Raw genomic sequence first — 258 nt, forward strand, 5'->3', positions numbered from 1 at the left:
GGCAAGCAGGTGCTTGCGCGACAAGCCGCAGGCGTTGGGCCTGTCGCTCATGGGAAAGAACGCCTTGGTGGCGATTACCAGGTCCTCGCGCTGCGCGAAGTCCCTGAGCGCACGCCCGAGGATCCGCTCGCTCTCGCCGGTGGAATAGATATCGGCACTGTCGAAGAAGTCGATCCCGGCTTCCAGCGCCTCGCGAATGAACGGACGCGCCCGTTCCTCGTCCAGCACCCACGGACGCCACGCCGGATCGCCATAGGT

1 protein-coding gene is annotated in these 258 nt (G+C 65.5%); it reads right to left on the reverse strand.

Annotation, left to right across the window (positions count from 1 at the left end; all coding sequences use genetic code 11):
- Positions 1 to 258 (reverse strand): aldo/keto reductase (locus tag ACLJNW_RS26425; protein WP_410961540.1); only part of this gene is annotated, 258 nt, incomplete at both ends.

Source organism: Salmonella sp. SAL4457, assembly GCF_046548235.1.
Taxonomy (GTDB): domain Bacteria; phylum Pseudomonadota; class Gammaproteobacteria; order Enterobacterales; family Enterobacteriaceae; genus Salmonella; species Salmonella enterica.